At 56.8% G+C, this 15282-nt stretch carries 14 protein-coding genes; 4 read left to right on the forward strand and 10 right to left on the reverse strand.

Annotated features, from left to right (window positions below):
* Nucleotides 1–3: 3 nt before the first annotated feature.
* Nucleotides 4–1224, reverse strand: a complete 1221-nt coding sequence (locus hmeg3_RS15365) for an MFS transporter (protein ID WP_094566384.1) — start codon at nt 1222–1224, stop codon at nt 4–6.
* A 299-nt stretch (nt 1225–1523) separates the two neighbouring features.
* Here hmeg3_RS15365 and hmeg3_RS15370 point away from each other — a divergent pair, with 299 nt between their 5' ends.
* The 4 genes from hmeg3_RS15370 (at nt 1524) to xth (ending at nt 4720) form a co-directional block, all read left to right on the forward strand.
* Nucleotides 1524–1979: a helix-turn-helix domain-containing protein gene (locus tag hmeg3_RS15370; protein WP_094564498.1), complete on the forward strand. Its 456-nt coding sequence runs from the start codon at nt 1524–1526 to the stop codon at nt 1977–1979.
* Nucleotides 1980–2118: 139 nt separating this feature from the next.
* On the forward strand, nt 2119–2868 hold the full coding sequence (locus tag hmeg3_RS15375; protein WP_094564499.1) for a MipA/OmpV family protein: 750 nt from the start codon (nt 2119–2121) through the stop codon (nt 2866–2868).
* 17 nt (nt 2869–2885) lie between these two features.
* Complete coding sequence (locus tag hmeg3_RS15380; protein ID WP_094566385.1) at nt 2886–3833, forward strand: dienelactone hydrolase family protein; 948 nt, start codon at nt 2886–2888, stop codon at nt 3831–3833.
* A 122-nt stretch (nt 3834–3955) separates the two neighbouring features.
* Entirely contained in the window at nt 3956–4720 is a 765-nt protein-coding gene (xth, locus tag hmeg3_RS15385; protein WP_094564500.1) for an exodeoxyribonuclease III, read from the forward strand.
* 96 nt (nt 4721–4816) lie between these two features.
* On the opposite strand, the gene hmeg3_RS15390 is transcribed toward xth, so the two are convergent.
* The 9 genes from hmeg3_RS15390 to acnD all read right to left on the reverse strand — a co-directional run bounded on the left by hmeg3_RS15390 (nt 4817) and on the right by acnD (nt 15183).
* A complete protein-coding gene (locus hmeg3_RS15390; RefSeq protein ID WP_198361886.1) occupies nt 4817–6136 on the reverse strand; it encodes an MFS transporter in 1320 nt (439 codons plus the stop codon).
* 269 nt (nt 6137–6405) lie between these two features.
* On the reverse strand, nt 6406–6807 hold the full coding sequence (locus hmeg3_RS15395) for a cupin domain-containing protein (protein WP_094564502.1): 402 nt from the start codon (nt 6805–6807) through the stop codon (nt 6406–6408).
* Nucleotides 6808–6897: 90 nt separating this feature from the next.
* A complete protein-coding gene (locus hmeg3_RS15400; protein WP_094564503.1) occupies nt 6898–7710 on the reverse strand; it encodes an AraC family transcriptional regulator in 813 nt (270 codons plus the stop codon).
* Nucleotides 7711–7762: 52 nt separating this feature from the next.
* The gene (locus hmeg3_RS15405; RefSeq protein WP_094564504.1) at nt 7763–8026 is read right to left on the reverse strand and encodes a hypothetical protein; all 264 of its coding nucleotides are present in this window, start codon (nt 8024–8026) and stop codon (nt 7763–7765) included.
* A gap of 11 nt (nt 8027–8037) precedes the next feature.
* Nucleotides 8038–8529: an arsinothricin resistance N-acetyltransferase ArsN1 family B gene (locus hmeg3_RS15410; RefSeq protein WP_094564505.1), complete on the reverse strand. Its 492-nt coding sequence runs from the start codon at nt 8527–8529 to the stop codon at nt 8038–8040.
* 114 nt (nt 8530–8643) lie between these two features.
* Nucleotides 8644–10542 (reverse strand): propionate--CoA ligase, encoded by a 1899-nt coding sequence (locus hmeg3_RS15415; RefSeq protein ID WP_094564506.1) that lies wholly within the window; start codon nt 10540–10542, stop codon nt 8644–8646.
* Nucleotides 10543–10827: 285 nt separating this feature from the next.
* Entirely contained in the window at nt 10828–11223 is a 396-nt protein-coding gene (locus hmeg3_RS15420; protein WP_094564507.1) for a hypothetical protein, read from the reverse strand.
* A 124-nt stretch (nt 11224–11347) separates the two neighbouring features.
* Entirely contained in the window at nt 11348–12541 is a 1194-nt protein-coding gene (gene prpF / locus hmeg3_RS15425) for a 2-methylaconitate cis-trans isomerase PrpF (RefSeq protein WP_094564508.1), read from the reverse strand.
* 32 nt (nt 12542–12573) lie between these two features.
* The gene (acnD, locus tag hmeg3_RS15430) at nt 12574–15183 is read right to left on the reverse strand and encodes a Fe/S-dependent 2-methylisocitrate dehydratase AcnD (RefSeq protein ID WP_094564509.1); all 2610 of its coding nucleotides are present in this window, start codon (nt 15181–15183) and stop codon (nt 12574–12576) included.
* Nucleotides 15184–15282 lie beyond the last annotated feature (99 nt).

Genomic DNA, 15282 nt, shown 5'->3' on the forward strand with positions numbered 1-15282 from the left:
GGATTAAGTCATCCGATCATCTTGCCCCACTTGGCTGACCGGCATATACCGCAAGCTTCCGGCCCAAAACAGTAGCGCCAGCAAGCTCACGCCGGCACCCAATAACGAGACCCCAAGCCATCCCAACACCGCAAATGCCGCCGTCGACATGATCGCTCCGACACCGCTTCCCACAGCATAAAAGATCATGTAACACGCAACCAAGCGGCTGTGAGCGCCCGTATTCGCGCGAAAAATCATGCTCTGATTGGTCACATGAATCGCCTGTGCCGCCAGATCCAGCATGACCACACCTGTCGCCAGCAACCACAGACTCTGCGATAGCAAAGACAGAGGCAGCCAGGATCCCAACAGAAGGAGCAATGCCATACCACTGGTCCACTGCCCTTTTCCGCCGTCCGCGAGTTTGCCTGCTCTTGCGGCGCCCAGGGTGCCGACAACGCCAATCAGGCCGAAAGCGCCGATGGCGGTATGCGAGAGCGAATAAGGCGGCATGCGTAACGGCAGCACGAGCGCGCTCCAAAAGATATTCATCACGGCAAACATCAGCATCGCGATCACGCCGCGTATCTGTAGCACACGATCACGCCACATCAATTGCACCATCGATGCAAGCAATTGAAAATAAGAGAGGCGCTCGTTCGCTGATCCGCCATGAACCTGATTGCCATCCTCGCCATGCTTGGGTAAACGCCCGTACAGCAATATAAGCAGCATCGCCGCCAGTACCGCCGAGACGAAATAGACCATGCGCCAACCAGCGATATCAGCAACAAATCCGGCCATGGTCCGCGCCAGCAATAACCCTATCACCACGCCCGCCTGCGCGGTACCAACCACCCTGCCGCGCTCGTCCGGGGCTGCAAGCGTCGCGGCATAGGCAATCAATCCCTGCGTCATGGCCGTACCCAGCATGCCGACCAACAGCATCCCAGCCAACAGCGCAGCAGAAAACGGTGCGGTTGCAACACCGGCCAACGCCGCCAGCAGCAAGAGAAGCTGCGTCAGTATGAGGCGTCGCCGATCCAGCAAATCGCCAAGCGGCACAACCAGAATCAGCGCCAGCGCAGAGCCGATCTGCGTCGCGGTGACGACCACTCCGACTGCCGCCTGGGTAAAGCCGAATTCTGCGGCCAGCGCATCCAGCAGCGGCTGAGCGTAATACACATTGGCGACGCTGACACCGCATGCGATGGCAAACAACAGCACCATGGCGCGTGGCATGGCTGACACTACCGGCGTGAACACTTCGTCTGCAGGCCGGTTCTTCCTCACTTCATGCTTCACTTCCGCCCTCGCCAACGGCCTCCCGGCGGCACCGCCGTCCGATGGATACACACTGCCGTCCGCCTTGTTTTCAGCCATCCGCTCCCTCCTTTATGTTTGGCTGATTCAGCGTGAAGCTGAGTTTTGAAGCCAATTTCAAAACAACACCAAAGTAGTTTCAAATTGAAACCAGTTGAAGTGTAGGTCAGCGAGTTCTAAAATGCAACCATTGGTCATGCACGAGGAAGCAGCAAATAATGGCAAAGCGGAAAAGTCTGAAGAGCGATCCCTGTCCGGTGGCGCGATCCATCGATGTCGTCGGCGACCGCTGGGCGCTGCTGATTATTCGCGATGCCTTCGACGGCATGCGGCGATTCGGTGAGTTTCAGAAAAGTCTGGGCGTCGCCAAGAACATCCTCTCCACGCGCCTGCGCGACCTGGTTGAAGCCGACATCATGACCGTCGTACCAGCCTCGGACGGCAGCGCCTATCAGGAATACATCCTCACCCAAAAAGGCAAGGAACTGTTTTCAGTGGTGCTATGTCTGCGTCAATGGGGCGAAGGCCATCTGTTCAAAAAAGGCGAGTCCTGCGCACCGATGGTGGAGCGCACCAGCGGCAAACCCGTCCCCAAGATAAAATTGCATACCAGCGACGGCAAGCCTTTGAAGCCGGAAGATACCGTCATCAAGAAAAAAGCCGGTGCGCATTGACGTTGATACCGGCATGAATTCAAGCGATCCGCCCTGCCTGCCGGCAAGACAAACCAGTCGTCCAGCGTGGCAAAGCAATTACTGAAAAGAACAAAACAAAAGAACCGACCCTTCCGGCTCCCCTACTTGAAAGTCAACAATGAACAAAACTTTGCTCTGTACGCTGCTCCTCTCGTTTGCCGGTCATGCGTGCGCGCAGCAAGCTGCCCCTGATGCAGATTTCCCCGATCATCTGACGGGCGATATCGGCCCCGGCGTATTCCGCCTGGAGCGCAACATCCTCGGCAAGAGCGACAAGACATCCGTACTGCCTTACGCCTATTTCGACTACAAGCGTTTCTTCGCGCGTCTGGATACCTTCGGGTTCAAAACCGTGAAGATGGGCGCTGGCTATCTTGAACTGGCTGCGCGCGTCAACTTTGATCACATGGATGCAGAGCGCGGCCTGAACCGCCGCTCAAACTCCATCCCCATCGGTATCGGCACCCTGCAGGAAACGCGTTTCGGCGCTTTCTTCCTCAACGCCTTCTACGACGTCAACAAGTCCAACGGCACGTTGCTGGAGGCAATCTATGCGGCACAGGTCGACATCGGCCGCGCGCATATCTATCCGCAAGTGGGCATTGAGCGCCGCAGTAGCGCCTACAACGACTACTTCTACGGCGTCACGGCCTCCGAATCCGCCGCCAGCGGTTTCCGCCAATATCACGCCGGCGCATCGACCACTCCGATGCTCGGCCTTACCATAGAAATGCCGATCGCCGAAAACTGGGTAGGCAACATCACCTTCCGCCGTAAGTGGCTGGGTAACGGTATCGCCAACAGTCCGATCATCAATCACAGCACCGAAAACATGGGGCTGGTCGCGATCAACTATCACTTCAAGTAATCCGCTGCGCGATGTGGATGCAACGTGTTTCCTCCCATCGCCGCATCTGTCCGAGAACCGTCATTGCACTGCTGGCGGCCGTGCTCTGGAACATGCCGATGACCGTATCCGCAGCGTCGCCCGCTACGGTGTATTTCCCTTCAGAGGATGGTACCGAACTGGTGGGTTACCTGTTCCAGCCGCCCGGCGACAGCGGTACACCACACCCCGCCATCATCATGCTGCATGGCCGCAGCGGCCCCTATTCCAGCAACATCAATGCAAGGTGCTCACGCATCGGCCGCGATGTCTCATCGCCCTGCCATGCAGGCACGCTATCGCAGCGGCACAAGATGTGGGGAGAATACTGGGCCAACCACGGCTACCTCGCCTTGCACGTGGACAGCTTCGGTCCGCGTGAGCGCGCACACGGCTATGGTCGCAATTCGCATGATCTGCCCGAACGCCAGGCGGTCAATGAAATGACAGTACGTCCGCTCGACGCCGAAGGCGCTCTCGCTTATCTGGCGAGCCGCAATGATGTGCGTAAAGACCAGATCATGCTGCAGGGCTGGTCCAATGGCGGTAGTACCGCGCTCAATGTGATGTATCGTCAGGCACAGGGAGATTCATCGGTAGCACCTTTGCGCTTTCGCGCCGCACTGGTGTTTTACCCCGGCTGTGGCGCGCGCTCAATCCTGACCCGGCGCTATCGCAGCGATACCGAAGTCTGGATCTTTCTTGCAGAAAGCGACGAAGAAGTTTCTCCGCGCAATTGCCTGGCCGTCATGCCGTCCGACGATCCGGCAAGCCTCGTCAAAGTCATCGAGTATCACGGCGCAACGCATGACTTCGATGATCCGGGACGGGCAAGGCAGTCCATTGTTGAGAACCGTGCCGCGAAAGAAGATGTCATGCAACGTGCCAGCCTCTTATTCGATTCGCTTACCATCATTGCAGCACCTCCTGCAGGAAAAGATAATTAGCTGACCCCAGCGAGGCAGGACCGCCGATGGATGGGGTAATATCCCACTTCATCATTTTTCTGCTTATTACCTCCGGCCAGGCACTCGCCCCGGAGACTTCTGCACAAAGGCTTAGTTTGCTCATGAAAATTGCGACATGGAACGTTAATTCTTTGAAGGTCCGCCTGCCTCAAGTGCTGCAATGGCTGGGCGACAATCCTATCGATGTGCTGTGCCTGCAAGAAACCAAACTGACGGACGACAAATTTCCTCTGGCTGAGATCAATGCCGCCGGCTATCAGGTTGTCTACACCGGGCAGAAAACTTACAACGGCGTTGCCATCCTGTCGCGCCATCCGATCCATGACGTGGTCAAAAACAATCCGCTTTTTGAAGACGAGCAGCAGCGCATCATCGCCGCGACCATCGAAGGCATCCGCTTCGTTTGCGCGTACATCCCGAATGGGCAGGCGCCGGATTCGGAAAAATTCCAATATAAGCTGAAATGGTTGGCTGCCCTGCACGAATGGTTGGCGCAAGAACAGTTGCAGCATCCGAAGCTGGCCTTGCTCGGTGACTACAACATTGCGCCGGAAGACCGCGACGTACACGATCCGGCAGCCTGGGTCGGTCAGAATCTGGTATCGGAGCCGGAACGCGCTGCGTTTCAGCATTTGCAAAAGATGGGCTTCACCGATGCTTTCCGCATGTTTGAACAACCGGAAAAAATCTATAGCTGGTGGGACTATCGCCAGATGGGTTTCCGCCTTAACAAGGGCCTGCGCATCGACCATATCCTGTTGACCGCACCGCTGGCTGCACAATGCACTGCCTGCGTGATCGACAAGGTGCCGCGCAAGTGGGAGCAACCGTCGGATCACACGCCGGTCATAGCGACACTGGAATAGTGTCCGACACAAGATGCATGGGCTACAAACTTGCCCATGAAAAAAGCCCACCAAGGTGGGCTTTTTTATTGATGTACATCGACTGCTCAAAACCATTCACACAGATAAGGGTGTCAAACCGCGCTCATGACGCCGGATGCAATGCATCACCACTAACGTGAATAGTCCCCCGAAGGCCATACACGCCGCCAGAAACAACATCGGTGCAATCGTGCTGCCGGTGCTTTCGCGAATCATCGGCACGACGTTCTGCGCAATAAAGCCACCAAGGTTGCCGATGGAGTTGATCGCAGCAATACCTGCCGCTGCACTCGCGCCCGTCAAAAAGCGACCGGGCAAGGTCCAAAAACATGGCAAGACGGTAAAGCTGCACGCTGCTGCCAGACAGAGCATGGCGAACTTTACAAAGGAATTGTCGAAGTACACACTCCCGATCAGGCAAACAGCACCGAACAAGGCCGGAAACAGAATATTGCGGACAGGATCTTCCGTGCGTCCCGGTTTACGCGGCACCCACCACAAGACCAGCGTCACCAGCATCCAGGGAATCATATTGATAAAGCCGTTGAGCGTATTACCGACGCCAAAACTCTTAACGATGGTGGGTAACCAATAACTCAGCCCGTAAGAAGACAACGGGAAAAAGATCAGGAAGAACGCCAGCAACAACACCCGGTAATCGAGCAAGGTCTTGAAAGGATTCTCGTGACCACTCCCGCCTGTCTGCACCAACTCCTGCTGCTCGCGTGCGAGTCGTCTTTGCAACCAGCCGCGCTCTTCCGGGTTGAGAAAATGTGCTTGCTCAGGTGAGGCAGGCAAACAATAAAAGACGACGAACGCCAGTGCCACCGCTGGCAATCCGGTGAAGATAAACGTCAGCTGCCAGCCTTGCAGGCCGAACAAACCGTCCAGATCAAGCAACGCGCCGCCAATCGGTGCGCCGATCATATTGGCGATACTGCTGCCGATCAAGAAGTAACCGATCATGCGGCTGCGATGTTTTTGCGGAAACCACAATGTCAGGTAATACAGCACGCCCGGATAAAAGCCCGCCTCGGTCGCTCCCAGAAAAAAGCGCAAGATGTAGAACATCGTCGCATTCTGTGTATATGCCAGCGCCAGCGTTACCAGCCCCCATGAAAACATGATGCGTGCAAACCAGATGCGTGCGCCAACCTTGTGCAAGATCACATTACTAGGCACTTCAAACAACAGATAGCCGATAAAAAACAGCGAAGCACCCAAGCCATAGGATGCTTCGCTCAGTCCCAGACTGGAGACCATTTGCAGCTTGGCATAGCTTACGTTCTGACGATCTATGTAAGCGACCAGATATAACAACCCCAGAAACGGCATCAGTTTCCAGGCCATTTTATCGATTAGTTTTTGCTCGTCGATGGCAGTGTGCACAGATATCTCCTTATCATTTTTGATTGCTGCCGATTGCACATGCCTGCTCTCGATAAGAGAAAACATGATGCGATTTGAGCATCGGAAAATATCACGGCACACTGCGCTTTTTATGCATAGACCGCACTGCCGCAGCATCTCTCTGCAATCAGTCTGGATATACAGAGATTTTACGAATCGTCTCCCGACAGAATGCTGAAAACAACGATGACAGATACGATCTTGAAGTCGATCAAGGCCCCGGCTTTGATATGAGCATTAGCGCTGGTCGTGCATCAGATCCAGACATCGTTCTGCCGCGTCCTGTCGCTTTCTTCATTGCCGGTATTGACCACACCTCGCGGTTCGACCAACAGCACTTTGGCCTCTTTCTCCGCGTAGGGCTTGTGCTGCACGCCCTTGGGAATGACGAACATTTCACCGGCCGAAAGATGCACGGCGCCATCTCGAAAATCGATGCGCAGTTCCCCCTCCAATACGATGAAGACCTCATCAGTATCCGCATGGTCATGCCAGATGAAGTCGCCTTCCAGCTTAGCCAGCTTGAACTGGTAGTCGTTCATTTCGGCGATAACACGTTGCGACCATTGTTCGCTGAACAGGGTCAGCTTCTGACCGAAATTAATGGCCTTGTAATCACGCAGAGAATTTGAGGGAGATGCGGTATTGAGGGACATGTTTTGCTCCTGTGTCGATAACAAGGAGCAAGATTACGCAGTCTGCTTCGCGCGGTCTTGAACGATCGTGCAACTTTCAGGCAACGCTCTTCATTTACCCGGTTTCACCATGCGCAGCCAACGTGCCGGAGCAATGCCGTAGGTCTTGGTAAACAATCGCGTCATATGGCTTTGATCCGCAAAACCCGTCATGGCGGCCACAGTCACAAGCGACTGCCCTTGGGCCATCAGGCGGCGTGCCATATCCAGACGGCGCATGCTCAGATAGCGATAAGGACTGGTGCCAAAGAAGCTGCGAAAGTCGCGTGTCAGGCCCCAGCGATCGCGACCGCATGCCTGCGCCAGTTCATCCAGTGTGAGCGTGCGATCCAATGAAGCATGGATGTATTCGCGTGCCTGCTGCGCGGCATGGAAATCAGCGGTGTGACGGCGTGGCCGCTTGCCGGAAACCGCGTCCATCGCCGCAGCCAGCTCAAAGATACCGTCGTCCTGCTGCAATGGTTCGACATGGCCATCCATTTGCTCCAACAGATTTCTGAGGGCATGAAACATGCGCGGATCGGTCGAGATCCCCCCTTCGATGTAGGGCAAAGCGACGCCGCCCAGGGCGTCTTGCAGCACCGAAGGTTCGACATACAACATGCGGTAACGAAAACCTACCTCGGTGCCGGCCTGGCCGTCATGCGGCTCGTCGGGATACAGCGCCATCGTGTTGCCCGGCAAACTGTTGCGCAGAGATTTCTTGTACTGGAAAGATTGCACGCCTGCCATCGTGATGCCCAGCGCATAGGTGTCGTGGCGATGCATGGCGTAGCCGCTGCCATGGAAGAAGGCTTCGATGCGCTCCACACCGGACGACTGCGTGCGCAGTATCCAGTCTTTGCCTTGATCCCGTTTCTCCATGAGTGCTCCTGCCAATGCTGCTTTCCTGCCTTGTTGCGACCTTGTTGCTGCCCTATTCTTTATCCTTCTTGACCAATTGTTTTTCGAATGCGACGTCGAGCTTGCTGACGCGCTTCGGCTTTTGCGGGCCATAGGCATTGACGAAGGCGACAAATTCATCGAGCGGCAACGGCTCGCTCAATTTTTCGACCGGATTACCGGCCGTGCGCTGCACGAGGAAGAACAGTTCACTCGAGGTGCGCACCATGGAATATTGTTTCGTCTCGGCGCGGGTATTTAGCCGTTCAATGGCGCCGGTGGCTCTGGTGGATCTCATGTGCCTCCTCCTTACAGGATCAGTTGCCAGTAGGCGACGTCGATCCATTGATTGTGCTTCTGGCCAACCTCGGCGAAATGCGCGACTTTGACGAAGCCCATCTTTTCATGCAAAGCAACGCTGCCGACATTCGGCTGGGCAATACCGCCCATCACCGCATGTACGCCCAGTTCTTTCAACTGTGCAAACAAGGCGCCATACAATTTGGACCCGATACCCTTGCCACCACTGCCCTGTGCCATGTAGACCGAGCTTTCGACAGAATGCCGATACGCCTTGCGTGCCTTCCATTTGGTGGCATAGGCATAACCAAGGATACGCCCGTCTTCTTCATACACCAACCACGGAAATAGCGAGGATATCTCGGTAATGCGGCCTTCCATCTCGGTCACGGAAACGGCTTCCAGTTCAAAACTGATAACGGTATTCAGGACGTAGTAGTTGTAAATTTCGCAAATAGCGGCAGCATCGGCGACAGTAGCCGGGCGAATCGAAAAGCTCATGGAAGATGGCGTGGAGGAAAATTTGATAACACGTAGTGTAACCAAATTGCGGACGTCTGGCTCATCAGGAATCGCTAAGGAGATTCGAGACGATTCGCCAGACGCCGGGCTGCCTTAGCTCTGCAGCGCCGCCTTGATCTGCTGCAACGAACTCGGATCTTCGATGGTCGTCAGATCTCCCGGATCCCGGCCTTCGCAAATTGCCTGTATCGAGCGGCGCAGCAGCTTGCCGGATCGCGTCTTCGGCAGCAGGCTGACAAAGTACACCCGCGATGGACGACCGACGGCACCGATCTGCTTGTCGACCACGCGCATGATTTCCGCTTCCAGCGCCTGACGGCCTTCGGGTGTAGCGATCCCATCTGCTTTCCTGGGGATCACAAAGGCAATCGCGACCTGCCCTTTCAGCTTGTCTTCAACGCCGACCACAGCCACTTCGGAGACGTTGGCATGACTGGAAATACTTTCCTCGATCTCACGTGTACCAAGCCGGTGACCGGCAACATTGATCACGTCATCGGTACGGCCAAGAATGAAGTAGTAGCCGTCGTCGTCGCGAATGCCCCAGTCAAAGGTTGAATACACCTGCTTCGGAAAGTTGGACCAATACGTGTTGACGAAACGCACATCGTCGCGATACACGGTCTGCATGCAACCCGGCGGCAACGGCCCTTCGATCACCACTACACCCTTCTCATTGGGACCGCACAGCTCGCCGGTGGATTCGTTCATGATGTGCATCTTGTAGCCATACAGCGGCACACCGGGACTGCCAAGCCGCGTGGGCTTGTCGTCGACGCCTTTGGCAATCGACAGGATAGGCCAGCCGCTTTCGGTCTGCCAGTAGTTGTCGATCACCGGCACGCCCAGCGAAGTGGAAATCCAGTTCGATGTTGTCTCATCCAGCGGTTCACCCGCAAGGTACAAACTTTTGAGTGAGGACAAGTCGTATTTGCTCATGAATTCCGGCGGATGTTTCTTCAGCACGCGGATTGCCGTCGGCGAAGAAAACATGCGCGTGACCTTGTACTTGTCCACCAGACTCCACCAGATGCCGGCGTCCGGTGCTTCCCCAGGCAACACCGGCAATCCTTCATAGAGGATGGTCGCCATGCCTGCCATCAACGGCCCATAAACGATATAAGAATGGCCGACTACCCAGCCGATATCAGAGGTGCAGAAATACGTCTCGCCGGGATTACCGCAGAATACATGCTGCATCGATGCAGTCAGCGCCACCGCATAGCCGCCGACGTCGCGCTGCACGCCCTTCGGCTTGCCGGTGGTGCCGGAGGTGTACAAGATGTAGGACGGTTCGTTCGACTCCAGCCAGACCACCGGCACTTGTGCATCCAGATGCTGCGCCCGTGCGGGGGCATAGTCGACATCCCGCACAGCGGTGCGCGGCATCTCCGCCAACCCACGATCCACCAGCAGGACATGTGCCGGCTTGTGTTGTGCCAGCCGGATTGCATCATCGAGCAAGCCTTTGTAAGGCACCACTCTGCCGCCACGAGAACCGGCGTCGGCAGATACGATCAAGCTCGGCTGCGCATCGTCGATACGTGTCGCCAGGCTATTGGAAGCAAAGCCGCCGAATACCACCGAATGCACAGCGCCGATCCGCGCACATGCCAGCATCGCGAACACCGCCTCGGCGATCATCGGCATGTATATCAATACGCGATCACCCCGCTGCACACCGAGCGCCTGCATGGTCGCCGCCATGGCGCTGACTTCGCGATGCAACTCGCGAAAACTGAAAGTTTTTTCAGTATTGGTTTCCGTCGAGACGGCGATCAATGCCGCCTGGTCGCCACGCTGCGGCAGATGCCGGTCAATGGCGTTGTGACACAGATTGGTCTCTCCGCCGACAAACCAGCGTGCAAACGGCGGCCGCGAATAGTCGAGTGTTTTACTGAATGGTGCATGCCAGTCGACGCGCCGGGCTTCGTTCGCCCAGAAGGTATTGGGATCGTCGACGGACTGCTGATAAAACGATGCGAAACTCATGATGTCTCCTCATGGCAATCGGATAAGCAATGACGTGATGGCGATGTCATTGCACAGTGAGTGCCGCGTCTTTGCGCAGCATCTTCTTTCTGTGTTGTGTGCTGTGGTTTACTGTGACAGCGCTTGCTTACGCCCAGCTTAATTCATGCGCTTTTCTTCTTGAAATCGGCTGCGTAAAATCACTATCCTGAGACGAAAAAAAGGATGCGCGAGCATCCTTTTTTAATCATCGGATGACACACGAATTACCTGCACATGGACAAGCAATCGGCGCCACAAAAACAATCAGCGATTCTTGCAATCATTCGCAAGCTGCTGGCCGATCTTCGAATTCAGCAACATCGATTTCGATGGAATCTGAATCCAGACCAGGCCATCACCCTTGTCTTCAAAACGCAGCGCACCGGTGGATGTCGAGACCGGCGTCATTTTGTAGGTGCTGCCTTTCCACACCAAGTTCACGTTATTGGATGCGTCGACCTTGACTTCCACCTTGTTGCCCATCTCGCAGGAAAAAGTACCCGTCGCCAATCTCCCGGCCCACGCAGGATTCACGGCGGCTGCAACCGGTTGCAACGGCGCCGGTACCGGCTTGGTTTCAGTGAGCGGCACATTTTCAGATGCGCAGGCGGCCAGCAGAATGGACAGAGTCAGTACGGAAGCACGTTGCAAAAAAGTCATGTTTTAATCCAGTGCAGGGTGAAAAGAGAATGTGGACGGCATCTTACCAACTTTCGTTCCCTTATTCCGCTTTCCGTACGCTTTCCTGCCACTGCATTGCAACATGCCAGCCCTCATTGATCCCCTAAAACGCGTCGCCGGGAACACGCACCCAGCCTTCCATCAACACGCGTGCGCTGCGGCTCATGATGGCCTTCGTGACGCTCCATTCGCCGTCAATCAATTTTGCTTCGGCTCCGACACGCAACGTGCCGGAGGGATGCCCGAAACGCACAGCCGTCCGCTCACCACCACCCGCCGCGAGATTGACCAGCGTGCCGGGAACCGCCGCTGCGGTGCCGATGGCGACTGCGGCCGTGCCCATCATGGCGTGATGCAACTTGCCCATGGACATTGCACGCACCAACAGGTCGACATCGCCGGCGGCGACCTTCTTGCCGCTGGACGCAGTGTAGTCGCGCGGCTTGGCGACGAAGGCGACCTTCGGCGTGTGCTGACGCTTGACTGCTTCCTCCACATGCTTGATCAGCCCCATGCGCACCGCGCCGTGGGCACGGATGGTCTCGAACATTGCCAGCGCTTTGGGATCGCTGTTGATGGCGTCCTGCAACTCAGCGCCGGTGTAACCGATATCTTCCGCATTCAGAAAAATCGCCGGTATGCCGGCATTGATCATGGTTGCCTTAAAGGTGCCGACACCCGGCACTTCCAGATCATCGACCAGATTGCCGGTCGGGAACATCGAGCCTCCCGCGTCACCATCGCCTTCATCCGCCGGATCAAGAAATTCAAGCTGCACTTCCGCCGCAGGAAAGGTCACACCGTCGAGTTCGAAGTCGCCGGTCTCTTGCACCTGACCGTCGGTGATCGTCACGTGCGCGATGATGGTCTTGCTGATATTGGCTTGCCAGATGCGTACGGTGCAGGTGCCGTTGATCGGTACGCGATCAGGATCGATCAGACCGTTGCTGATGGCAAACGGCCCCACTGCTGCGGACAGGTTGCCGCAGTTGCCGCTCCAGTCGACAAAAGCGCTGTCGATCGCCACCTGGCCAAACAGATAGTCGACGTCATGACCGGGACGGCTGGATTTGGACAGGATGACGGTTTTGCTGGTGCTGGACGTTGCACCGCCCATGCCGTCAATCTGCTTGCCGTACGGATCTGGACTGCCGATGACGCGCATCAGCAAGGCGTCGCGTGCGGCGCCCGGCTGCTGTGCAGATGCAGGCAAGTCCTGCAGGCGGAAGAACACGCCTTTGCTGGTGCCGCCACGGATGTAGGTGGCGGGGATTTTGATTTGCGGTACGTGGTTCATAGTATGTGTCCTGTTTGTGACCTTGAGCTGCCCTAAGCGGCCTTGACCGTCGACGCCAGAAAATCCTGCGCGAAACGTTGCAGCACACCGCCTGCTTCATAGATCGACACTTCTTCCGCAGTATCGAGACGGCATGTCATCGGCACTTCGACGCGCTCACCGTTCTTACGCGTGATGACCAATGTCAGATCAGCGCGTGGTGTGCGCTTGCCGATCACATCGAAAGTTTCAGTACCGTCGATATCCAGCGTCTTGCGCGTCACGCCTGGTTTGAACTCCAGCGGCAACACGCCCATGCCGATCAGATTGGTGCGGTGGATGCGTTCGAAGCCTTCGGCTGCGATCACTTCAACGCCTGCCAGGCGCACGCCCTTGGCGGCCCAGTCACGCGACGACCCCTGGCCGTAGTCGGCACCGGCGACGATGATCAGCGGCTGCTTGCGATTCATGTAGGTTTCGATGGCTTCCCACATGCGCATAACCTGCCCTTCCGGTTCAACGCGGGCCAGCGAGCCCTTCTTGACTTCGCCATTGACGACGGCCATTTCGTTGACCAGCTGCGGGTTGGCGAAGGTGGCGCGCAATGCCGTCAAATGGTCGCCGCGATGGGTGGCGTAAGAGTTGAAGTCTTCTTCCGGCAAGCCCATTTTGGTCAGATATTCGCCGGCTGCGGAATCGGCCAGGATCGCATTGGACGGCGACAAGTGGTCAGTCGTGATGTTGTCCGGCAGCACTGCCAGCGCGCGCATGCCGGTCATGGTGCGTTCGCCTGCCAACGCGCCTTCCCAATACGGTGGACGGCGGATGTAGGTGCTCATTGCACGCCAGTCGTACAGCGGGCTGACCTTCTCGCCATTGTCGGCCTGCACGGCAAACATCGGCGTATAGACGTTGCGGAACTGCTGTGGCTTGACCGAGGACTTGACCACAGCGTCGATCTCTTCATCCGTCGGCCAGATATCCTTGAGGCGGACTTCCTTGCCGTCGACCACAGCCAGCACATCTTTTTCGATATCGAAGCGAATGGTGCCGGCGATCGCGTAGGCCACCACCAGTGGCGGCGACGCCAGGAAGGCTTGCTTGGCGTAAGGATGGATACGACCGTCAAAGTTGCGGTTGCCGGACAGCACAGCCGTTGTGTACAGGTCACGGTCGACGATTTCTTTCTGGATGACGGGATCCAGCGCACCCGACATGCCGTTGCAGGTGGTGCAGGCAAACGCGACGATGCCGAACCCCAGCTTTTGCAGCTCGGTGCCCAGACCTGCCTCATCGAGGTAAAGCTCCACCGTCTTGGATCCGGGCGCCAGCGAAGACTTCACCCATGGCTTACGGGTCAGGCCGAGCTTGTTGGCATTGCGCGCCAGCAGACCGGCGGCAATCACGTTGCGCGGATTGCTAGTGTTGGTGCAGCTGGTAATGGCGGCGATGATGACAGCGCCATCGGGCATCAGGCCTTCGGCTTCCTGCGCTTGCGCCTTGTCGAGATCGACGGCAATGCCGCGTTCAGCCAGTGCCGACACCGGCAGGCGGCGATGCGGATTGGACGGACCGGCCAGCGTGCGAACCACGGTCGACAGATCGAATTTCAGCGTGCGCTCGTACTGCGCAGACGCCAGGCTGTCGGCCCACAGGCCGGCTTCCTTGGCATAGATTTCCACCAGCTTGACCTGCTCGTCTTCACGACCGGTAAGCTTGAGGTAGTCGATGGTTTGCTGATCGATGAAAAACATCGCCGCAGTCGCGCCATATTCCGGCGCCATGTTGGAGATCGTGGCACGATCGCCGAGCGTCAAGGCAGAAGCGCCATCGCCGCGGAATTCCAGATAAGCGCCGACTACTTTTTCCTTGCGCAGGAATTCGGTCAGCGACAGCACGACGTCAGTTGCCGTGATACCGGGCTGCGGTTTGCCGGAGAGTTCAACGCCGATGATTTCCGGCAGACGCATCCACGATGCGCGGCCGAGCATGACGTTCTCTGCTTCCAGACCGCCAACGCCGACAGCGATCACGCCCAACGCGTCGACGTGCGGCGTGTGGCTGTCGGTGCCGACGCAAGTATCCGGATAGGCCAGGCCGTTGTCGTTATGAATGACCGGCGACATTTTCTCCAGATTGATCTGGTGCATGATGCCGTTGCCGGGCTGAATGACGTTGATGTTTTCAAACGCCTTCTTGGTCCAGTTGATGAAATGGAAGCGGTCTTCGTTGCGGCGATCTTCGATGGCGCGATTCTTTTCAAACGCTTGCGGGTCGAAACCGCCGCATTCCACTGCCAGTGAGTGATCGACGATCAGTTGCACCGGCACCACCGGGTTCACCTTGGCCGGGTCACCACCCTGATCAGCAATCGCGTCGCGCAGACCAGCGAGATCGACCAGCGCGGTCTGGCCGAGAATGTCATGGCATACCACGCGCGCGGGAAACCACGGGAAGTCGAGTTCGCGCTTGCATTCGATGATCTGCTTCAGGCAATCGACGAGGATGGTCGGATCGCAGCGGCGCACCAGATTTTCTGCGTGCACGCGCGAGGTATAGGGTAGCGAGTTCCAGGCACCTGGCTTGATCGATTCAACCGCGGCACGGGCGTCGAAATAATCCAGCTTGGTGCCAGGTAAAGGTTTACGGTTTGCGGTATTCATGGCTCGGTCCCGAGAAAAACTTTAGGTAAGAGTGACAACCTGCGCGCCGTTTTATATCGGCGCAGCAGGCTGTGGATGTTGCAGATTTTCTTTACAACG

It is taken from the genome of Herbaspirillum sp. meg3 (assembly GCF_002257565.1).
Lineage (GTDB): Bacteria > Pseudomonadota > Gammaproteobacteria > Burkholderiales > Burkholderiaceae_D > Herbaspirillum.